We start from the raw sequence: 7,757 nt of genomic DNA on the forward strand, positions 1-7,757 counted from the left end.
AAACCCTCCACCGGAGGCTTTCGTGCTTTTCGTATACACGAACACGGAAGTTAAGGATCCACACTGCAGGAGTATGCGTATGGGGACGCAGTGTGGCGAAAGGCTCATCCGCCTTTCGTTCCAGGGCTGATAATACTTGGGGCGCAGGCCCCTGGGAAAGTAGGTCATCGCCAGGTGAACAAGCAACAGACTGCCATAATGGTAGTCTGTTTGTGTTTTATGAAAGAAGTGTTAGATATTGGGTCCCACACTGCAGGAGAAGGCGTCACTTGACGCAAGGTGGCAATAAGCTCGTACTTCGCCACGAAGTGATTCTCTGGAGGGTAGTGGATACAATTTGAAGTGATGAAAAGGATATTAGGAATACAAGTTTATTCCTGGGCATCGAGTAAAAAAATGATCTATACTGATCTTTTTGTATTAATGACAAGCCATTTTTAGCAGTTTTATAGATAAGCTTCTAACGGACTAAATAATAATCATTTGTGTGCTAGGATGTAAGGGTGATCAGATATGAACGAAGATGAATTGAAATATCTGCAATATCCTGAGAAAGTAGGTAATGTTCAAATATAATTTCTAGTATCTTTTAATAGAAGTGTGTTAAACTGTTATTGTATGGGGGAATAATGATATGGAAAATATTAATTACGACGCTTTAGCTTTTGATGAGCACGAGAAAAAACTCATTAGAGAATATGGTACACTCAATCATTATCAAAAGGGTCAGATTATTTTCTCCGCTGGGGATACTGCTGATAGAATTTATTTAATTGAGAAGGGGTTCGTTAAGATTTACCGAATTACCCCGGACGGCAGGAAAGTCACAGTAGGAAGCATGCGGAGTCCAGGTCAGCTAATGGGGCTCGCTGAAACCTTGTATCACGGAGAACGCACCTGTTTTGCTGGAGCGATCAGTGATTCAACTTTAGTTGTTCTACGTAAATCGCGCTTTGAGGAATTGCTTGAAAAACAACCGTCCATAGCAATAAAAGTTGCTACTACTCTAGGTATAAGAATGAGAGAGGCAGAGGCTATTATTCAGGAAATGGTATGTTGGCAAGTACCTGGCAGACTTGCGATGTTATTATTGAAAATGTCTGAGAGAGCAGGGATTGAAACTGAAGCAGGGACTAAGATTGCATTACGCTTAACACATGAAGAGATAGCCTGTATGATAGGAACTACAAGACAAACTGTAACCTCGCTGCTCAATACGTTTAAGCAAGAAAACAGTATATCTATTGAAGGGCGAGAAATGTACATTCTTGATGCGGATAAATTAATAAAATGGATAGTTTAGAGAGAGGCTAGCCAAAATGCTAGTCTATTTTTTTGTTTTTAAGGGCAATTTTTAGCCACTATATATAGCAACACTTAACCAAAATGTTAGCTCTATATAGTGGCTGTTGATTTTTTCCGGATTTTAAGGCCCCCACATCTATAAGTGGTGGTGGATCCTTTGTTAACTTCAGGTGGGCTAGAGTCCTCCTTCGCCGCTAAGTATTCCTGTTGGGAAAGGCGGCTCGGCAATAATGTCCTTTGGACATTATTGTATCTGAAGCCCCAATGTTCAGCTTTAGCGTAAGCGAGCTCACTCTCTATTTTCAGCTTATTTGGAACTCTAAAATAGCCCTTTGAAATTCAGTATAGTTCAAACTTGGTTTTAGACGAGGTTTTAGTCTTAGTTATTACAGAAACGTAGCCGAAAGCCCACGGTTTCAATCGTGGGATGAAGGCCGGCTTCGTAATTTCATGTAAATGTAAATGTCTTAGCTCTATGATAAACTAACATTAGTTTGATCTTTGAAAACTGGATAGAGTAAGAGGTTCTGATAGCTAATGCGTCTATCAGGTAAAACTTTATGTGTCGTCAAGAAAAAGACGTTAAAACGATCGTTTTCAAAGAAACTGTGGTAGCTGGTAACAGGCTATCAGCCTAGAGTACCATTGTGTACTGCTCTAGGACGGGCTAATGGCATAGCCCTTAACTTGGGGTCACACTCCGATAGCAGAAATGCACTTCGGTTTAATCACCCAAGAATCCCATCGGCTTTAGCCGTGGGAGTGTCAATACTAGACGCCGAGCTTTCTTCAATAGGATCTAAGAAAACAAGGATTCCCCATAGACCTAAATCACAAAATAAAAGCGGAGCTAAGCCCGGAGCTTGATAAAAGACTCTTGACCATTGAATGACACCACGCCCTGCTAAATCAGAAGTAAGGTGAAAAGAGAATCCCATTAATCCCACGATAAAACTTATTACCATGGTAACACCTAAAAGGACAGATAACCTTCGTTCGTAATAACTATAGCTTTGAAAAAACAAAACTAAGGCTGCAAAGATTCCAACATAAAATGGGAACCATGTGTAGAGATTTTCGAAACCTGTGCGGGCATGGTCAAAGTAGGCGACTAAGGCTGTGGCCAGAAACCAGAATGAGGTTGCCAGAAGCAGCCAACGGGTTTTTTGAGTAAGGTTATACTTTCGATGGGCCGGATGATCATCGAGGGAAGTTATTATGCCAATGATCCCTAAAGCAACAAAAGCTAAGGGAGCAAAGACGGGGTTCCCGCTTATCAATCCCGCATAAGTGACGTTATCCCCCGCCGAAACGGCTTGAAGATGAAAGCCAAAGCCCATGATCCCGATCAAAGCTCCCATAGAGTGAATTAAAATGTTAAGATACTTAGGGAATCCTGATTTGGGCTTTAGAAGCAAATAGATAGTGCTAAGAGCCGCTAGCGGGGAGAAAATTATTGGAATCCATTCGTAGCTGGGAAAAAAACGGTTTTCAGCATGAGCAATTAAAACATCAACAAAAACAATCAGATAGTTAATACATAGGAAAAAAAGGAGGAGGCGCGTTTTGTCAATTGGTATCTGGAGGGCTTGCCGGGTGATCCATTGATAGGAATAGCGCCTCATAGATATGGATTTCATAGACGATTCTCCTTTTTAATGACCTTCTGCTTTAGTCGATTTACTCGTATTTTGGGTCGAGGTCGTATTAAATGTTCCTTTATTTCTCAGAGCGGCATCTTGTTCTTTAAGCTCGGTCAGGTCGATTAGTTGTTCATAGATTCCATGCCATTGTACGTAATCCGGACCGTTCATGAAGGCACCAAATCTCATCCGACGACCTTCATGGTGCCAAATTTCAAATCCTTTAAAGTCAATAGAACTTGAAAAGGGAGCTGCGGGAATTAACCCGTCGTCCTTCAAACCTTTAATGATATCCTGAGCGGTTTTAATATTTTCGTTGCCTTTTAAAACTACTTTGTCAGCATTGTCATATAAAGTTTTAATCGAAGATTCTGCGTGGCATTCTAAACAAACTGTTTGCATATTAACTCGATGTGTTTCCCAATCAGTTCGTTTTTGAGCTTGAGCTGGAGTTAACATCCAACTAAGACGTTGACCAACGTCATGAGTTCCTTGTGCAGCGCCAAAAGAAGCCATATGGCAAATAGCGCATGTTGGAGCATCAAAGTTTTTACTGGACAGAGTTCCGACCGGTGCATTCCAGGCCCAGGTAGAGCCCTTATTGGCATAAATCGTTCCATGAATTGATTCCTCGTAAATCTCCTTCTGAGGGTGATCGGGCCCTAGGTGGCAAGACCCACATATTTCTGGCTTACGGACTTGCGCTAAGGAAAAGGAATGTCCTTGGTGGCATTTAGCACAGTCGCCGAATGACCCATCAGCGTTCGGCTTACCGATACCATGGCACACTTCACAAGCCATTTTAGTAATATCAGGCCCTTCCATATGATAAAGATCGTTATACTTTCCTGTCGACGATAGACCGTAACGTTTAAGTTGTTGATCAGTAAAAGCGGAAGCACCGGTTTGGGCATACCAAGCAGCTGCACTATGCCTACTATGGTCAAATTGAGCAGCTTGAGCAGGATGACAGCGGGAACAGCTTTGAGGTGTTGGGTGGAGGACAATATTATTATCGTAGTGGTTTACTGTCTGTTTCCCACCCGGATCTCCGCGATGACAATCAATACAAGCCACTTTATTAGCAGCATGTTTGCTCACGCCGTATTGTTTAACAACTCCGGGAGTTGTTTGGTTATGACAGGAAAGACAACTTCCACCGTTCCCCGCAAAGGAAGGAGAGGTGGGATTAATCCTATTGGAATTAGAAGTATTCCATATTGAAAATAAGTAGCCTAATCCAATAGTAATAATCAAAGCTAAAATTAGATTTCTCCAGAATTTATTGTGGCTCATATAGCTCGGTTTTACCGGAGCACCTCCTTTAATGGGTGTTTAGTTGCTGGTAGTATTTCTTTTGCCGTGGAGAATATACACTTTTGATAGGCTTGAAAAGCATAGATATAAACTTCTAAAAAAAAAATCTTGAAAAGTTGTTGACATTTTTATCAGCTTCGGCTATACTAAAAAAGTTCCAAAAAACAGTGGCCCGTTGGTCAAGCGGTCTAAGACATCGCCCTTTCACGGCGGCTACACGGGTTCGAATCCCGTACGGGTCACCAAATTGTATCATAGTTTCGGGTGATTAGCTCAGCTGGTAGAGCGCCTGCCTTACAAGCAGGATGTCGGCAGTTCGAACCTGTCATCGCCCACCAAAATTAGTGGCCCCGTGGTGTAGCGGTTAACATGCCTGCCTGTCACGCAGGAGATCGTCGGTTCAATTCCGATCGGGGTCGCCATATTTAACTGAATAAATAATGGGTAGGTGGCCGAGTGGTTAAAGGCGACAGACTGTAAATCTGTTCCGCGAGGTACGATGGTTCGAATCCATCCCTGCCCACCATTTATTATCACTCTCGACGCGGGGTGGAGCAGCGGTAGCTCGTCGGGCTCATAACCCGAAGGTCGTCGGTTCAAATCCGGCCCCCGCAACCAAGCTATTGAGCCTGGGTAATCCAGACTTAATAATATACTGGGGTGTCGCCAAGCGGTAAGGCACCAGACTTTGACTCTGGCATTCGTTGGTTCGAATCCAGCCACCCCAGCCATGATGAGCCATTAGCTCAGTCGGTAGAGCACCTGACTTTTAATCAGGGTGTCCCGCGTTCGAGTCGCGGATGGCTCACCAACACTCGCGGGTGTAACTCAGTGGTAGAGTGTCACCTTGCCAAGGTGAAAGTCGCGAGTTCGAATCTCGTCACCCGCTCCAAATGTGCGCTCGTAGCCCAGCTGGATAGAGCGTCTGACTACGAATCAGAAGGCCGGGAGTTCGAATCTCTCCGAGCGCACCATTCATTAAGAATTTGCCGTTGTAGCTCAGTTGGTAGAGCGTATCCTTGGTAAGGATAAGGTCACCGGTTCAATCCCGGTCAATGGCTCCATTTATTGCGGGAGTGGCGTAACTGGCAGACGCGCACGTTTGAGGGGCGTGTGGGTAACACCGTACGGGTTCAAGTCCCGTCTTCCGCACCAACCACGTAAATACTATGGAGAAGTACTCAAGTGGCTGAAGAGGACGGTTTGCTAAACCGTTAGGGTGGGTAACTGCCGCGAGGGTTCAAATCCCTCCTTCTCCGCCATATATTTTCCTCGATAGCTCAATGGTGGAGCAACCGGCTGTTAACCGGTAGGTTGTAGGTTCGAGTCCTACTCGGGGAGCCATGGCAGGGTAGCCAAGAGGTCTAAGGCAAGCGGTTCATACCCGCTCATCCGAGGGTTCAAATCCCCCCCCTGCTACCAAATATGCGGGTGTAGCTCAATGGTAGAGCACTAGCCTTCCAAGCTAGCTACGTGGGTCCGATTCCCATCACCCGCTCCAAAAGAGAAATACCGCACTATGATAGTGCGGTTTTATATTGTATAGGAAAGTATATATTTTGGACCTGTGGATAAGTATAAGTGTGCATCAGCACACTTTTTTTGTCACACAGAACAGAAAAGAAAAGAAAAGAAAAGAAAAGAAAAGAAAAGAAATATATCGTAACTGTTGATAACTTGGTAAAATATTAATGGGCTCTTCATGGCACAGGGATAATTAAACAGATATTTACAGGACAATGGGGAAAAGGTTCATTTTTGGTATGAGCAGCATCAAGATGGTAAATGAAAAGAACAAGCACAAACGTTCACGTAAACATAATCAAAAAATGTCTCAGTGGCATTTTGGACGAACCATTACCTACCTAAACTATAAATTGGCTATACAACACAAACATGTCCTGTTTGTGGGAGAAGAAAGAAAATCTCCTCTGGAAATTACAGGTGTACTTGTAGATATCGAGAACATCGGGATATACACGGAGCCAAGAATATCTTGAGCAATTACAAATATGGAGTGTTTTGAGAAGTATATGTAGAAGAGCCAAAGTATCTACGGATTGCCTAAGGTGAGAAGTAGTAGATGCTATGAACCTGGCCTGTATGCGGCAAATGCATAGAGTTGCCGGTCTTACCGAAATGATGGACTCACGCCTATCGGGCGAGGCATCTCTAACGAGATACCCTTGAGACATGCATTATGGGATCGCCGGAAGCCCCTAGAACGTCATTTTAAAATAGTACGATACTACTTAGTCGTCACGTTTTTTCGTTCCAAACAAAGTGCAGGTGAGGGAAATTCACCAACCAGCAATTAAAAAATGATTAACACAAAAAAATATATTGCATATAATAGTTGACAAAGAGACTTTAAAAATGCTATTATAGTTAAGCGCCGCAGGACATGGTAATAAGTATTTAAGATACAACAAAGCACGTCGGCGGATTCCTACACTAAAATTCTTCTGGATTTTAAGTTAGGGTAACACTGGTCTTTGAAAACTAAACAACAAGGACAGCCAATGAGAGAAACTCGGAAGAGTTTCAAAAGAATCATGGAATCATGAGCAAGTCATCATCTTCTTTAAGGAAGTTGAAATAACTTTTTTGGAGAGTTTGATCCTGGCTCAGGACGAACGCTGGCGGCGTGCTTAACACATGCAAGTCGAACGGAGAGAATTCTAAGTTTACTTAGAAGGATCTTAGTGGCGGACGGGTGAGTAACGCGTGGGTAACCTACCCAACAAACCGGGACAACCCTTGGAAACGAGGGCTAATACCGGATACGCTTATAGGTTGGCATCAACGTATAAGGAAAGGCGGCCTCTGAATATGCTGTCGATGATGGATGGACCCGCGTCTGATTAGCTAGTTGGTGGGGTAAAGGCCTACCAAGGCGACGATCAGTAGCCGGCCTGAGAGGGTGAACGGCCACACTGGGACTGAGACACGGCCCAGACTCCTACGGGAGGCAGCAGTGGGGAATCTTCCGCAATGGACGAAAGTCTGACGGAGCAACGCCGCGTGTATGATGAAGGTCTTCGGATTGTAAAGTACTGTTTTTAGGGAAGAACGGTTTCTTCAGGAATATGGAGGAGACATGACGGTACCTAAGGAGGAAGCCCCGGCTAACTACGTGCCAGCAGCCGCGGTAATACGTAGGGGGCGAGCGTTGTCCGGAATTATTGGGCGTAAAGGGCGCGTAGGCGGGTATTTAAGTCCGGTGTGAAAGATCAGGGCTCAACCCTGAGAGTGCATCGGAAACTGGGTATCTTGAGGACAGGAGAGGAAAGTGGAATTCCACGTGTAGCGGTGAAATGCGTAGATATGTGGAGGAACACCAGTGGCGAAGGCGACTTTCTGGACTGTAACTGACGCTGAGGCGCGAAAGCGTGGGGAGCAAACAGGATTAGATACCCTGGTAGTCCACGCCGTAAACGATGAGTGCTAGGTGTAGGGGGTATCGACCCCTCCTGTGCCGGAGTTAACACA

Annotated in this window: 4 protein-coding genes, 15 tRNA genes and 1 rRNA gene; 18 read left to right on the forward strand and 2 right to left on the reverse strand. The window is 44.4% G+C overall.

The genetic code is table 11. The features are described from left to right. Nucleotides 1–634 precede the first annotated feature (634 nt). Nucleotides 635–1,303, forward strand: coding sequence for a Crp/Fnr family transcriptional regulator (locus tag DEAC_RS21680; RefSeq protein WP_047812172.1), 669 nt, complete (start codon nucleotides 635–637; stop codon nucleotides 1,301–1,303). A 730-nt stretch (nucleotides 1,304–2,033) separates the two neighbouring features. On the opposite strand, the gene DEAC_RS21685 is transcribed toward DEAC_RS21680, so the two are convergent. Further along, entirely contained in the window at nucleotides 2,034–2,945 is a 912-nt protein-coding gene (locus DEAC_RS21685; RefSeq protein ID WP_047812173.1) for a hypothetical protein, read from the reverse strand. A gap of 15 nt (nucleotides 2,946–2,960) precedes the next feature. Then, a complete protein-coding gene (locus DEAC_RS21690; protein WP_047812174.1) occupies nucleotides 2,961–4,244 on the reverse strand; it encodes a multiheme c-type cytochrome in 1,284 nt (427 codons plus the stop codon). Between the two features lie 190 nt (nucleotides 4,245–4,434). Here DEAC_RS21690 and DEAC_RS21695 point away from each other — a divergent pair. The 17 genes from DEAC_RS21695 to DEAC_RS21775 form a co-directional block, all read left to right on the forward strand. After that, a tRNA-Glu gene (locus tag DEAC_RS21695) sits at nucleotides 4,435–4,510 on the forward strand. Between the two features lie 17 nt (nucleotides 4,511–4,527). Continuing rightward, nucleotides 4,528–4,603 (forward strand) — tRNA-Val (locus tag DEAC_RS21700). Nucleotides 4,604–4,611: 8 nt separating this feature from the next. Continuing rightward, nucleotides 4,612–4,687 (forward strand) — tRNA-Asp (locus DEAC_RS21705). A gap of 20 nt (nucleotides 4,688–4,707) precedes the next feature. Further along, nucleotides 4,708–4,791: transfer RNA gene (locus DEAC_RS21710), tRNA-Tyr, on the forward strand. A 17-nt stretch (nucleotides 4,792–4,808) separates the two neighbouring features. After that, nucleotides 4,809–4,883: transfer RNA gene (locus DEAC_RS21715), tRNA-Met, on the forward strand. 38 nt (nucleotides 4,884–4,921) lie between these two features. After that, nucleotides 4,922–4,996: transfer RNA gene (locus DEAC_RS21720), tRNA-Gln, on the forward strand. A gap of 4 nt (nucleotides 4,997–5,000) precedes the next feature. Further along, a tRNA-Lys gene (locus DEAC_RS21725) sits at nucleotides 5,001–5,076 on the forward strand. A 6-nt stretch (nucleotides 5,077–5,082) separates the two neighbouring features. Continuing rightward, a tRNA-Gly gene (locus DEAC_RS21730) sits at nucleotides 5,083–5,157 on the forward strand. Between the two features lie 5 nt (nucleotides 5,158–5,162). After that, nucleotides 5,163–5,239: transfer RNA gene (locus DEAC_RS21735), tRNA-Arg, on the forward strand. A gap of 14 nt (nucleotides 5,240–5,253) precedes the next feature. Continuing rightward, a tRNA-Thr gene (locus tag DEAC_RS21740) sits at nucleotides 5,254–5,329 on the forward strand. 6 nt (nucleotides 5,330–5,335) lie between these two features. Then, nucleotides 5,336–5,420, forward strand: a tRNA-Leu gene (locus DEAC_RS21745). A gap of 16 nt (nucleotides 5,421–5,436) precedes the next feature. Further along, nucleotides 5,437–5,527: transfer RNA gene (locus DEAC_RS21750), tRNA-Ser, on the forward strand. 7 nt (nucleotides 5,528–5,534) lie between these two features. Continuing rightward, nucleotides 5,535–5,609 (forward strand) — tRNA-Asn (locus DEAC_RS21755). Nucleotide 5,610: 1 nt separating this feature from the next. After that, a tRNA-Ile gene (locus DEAC_RS21760) sits at nucleotides 5,611–5,687 on the forward strand. Nucleotides 5,688–5,692: 5 nt separating this feature from the next. Further along, a tRNA-Gly gene (locus DEAC_RS21765) sits at nucleotides 5,693–5,766 on the forward strand. Between the two features lie 423 nt (nucleotides 5,767–6,189). Further along, nucleotides 6,190–6,291, forward strand: coding sequence for a hypothetical protein (locus DEAC_RS24925; protein WP_427846291.1), 102 nt, complete (start codon nucleotides 6,190–6,192; stop codon nucleotides 6,289–6,291). Between the two features lie 578 nt (nucleotides 6,292–6,869). Beyond that, a 16S ribosomal RNA gene (locus DEAC_RS21775) occupies nucleotides 6,870–7,757 on the forward strand; the annotation flags it as partial.

The sequence above is a fragment of the Desulfosporosinus acididurans genome (assembly GCF_001029285.1).
Lineage (GTDB): Bacteria > Bacillota > Desulfitobacteriia > Desulfitobacteriales > Desulfitobacteriaceae > Desulfosporosinus > Desulfosporosinus acididurans.

Coding starts and splice junctions, on each gene's coding strand:
- DEAC_RS21680 (WP_047812172.1), top strand. CDS start 635: ATGGAAAATATTAATTACGACGCTTTAGCTTTTGATGAGCACGAGAAA.
- DEAC_RS21685 (WP_047812173.1), bottom strand. CDS start 2,945: ATGAAATCCATATCTATGAGGCGCTATTCCTATCAATGGATCACCCGG.
- DEAC_RS21690 (WP_047812174.1), bottom strand. CDS start 4,244: ATGAGCCACAATAAATTCTGGAGAAATCTAATTTTAGCTTTGATTATT.